This is a genomic window from Aquirufa sp. ROCK2-A2 (assembly GCF_054558485.1).
The window spans coordinates 1-330 of sequence record NZ_JBPXKA010000029.1; the positions used below are offsets into that span (position 1 = coordinate 1).

General features: G+C 45.8%; 1 tRNA gene. It reads right to left on the reverse strand.

The annotated features are described in order from the left end of the window. Positions 1-24 precede the first annotated feature (24 nt). A tRNA-Ala gene (locus V7S76_RS13285) sits at positions 25-101 on the reverse strand. Positions 102-330: the final 229 nt, after the last annotated feature.

The window sequence follows — 330 nt, forward strand, 5'->3', positions numbered from 1 at the left end:
CTCCTCTTTTCTCTCTCAAAAAATTGGTGGAGAATAACGGATTCGAACCGTTGACCCCCTGCGTGCAAGGCAGGTGCTCTAGCCAGCTGAGCTAATCCCCCAAATGTTGGGATCTCTTTGTTATTCTATTTTCATTAAACTCGTTTGTTCAATGTTTTACTTTTTTCTCTCTCTTCTCTTTTCTCTCTTCTCTTTTCTCTCTTCTCTTTTCTCTCTCCTCCTCACAGTTCCCTCTCTTTGCTGCATTTGCATGCCAAGCGTGGTGGGCCTGCGTGGACTCGAACCACGGACCTCTACATTATCAGTGTAGCGCTCTAACCACCTGAGCTA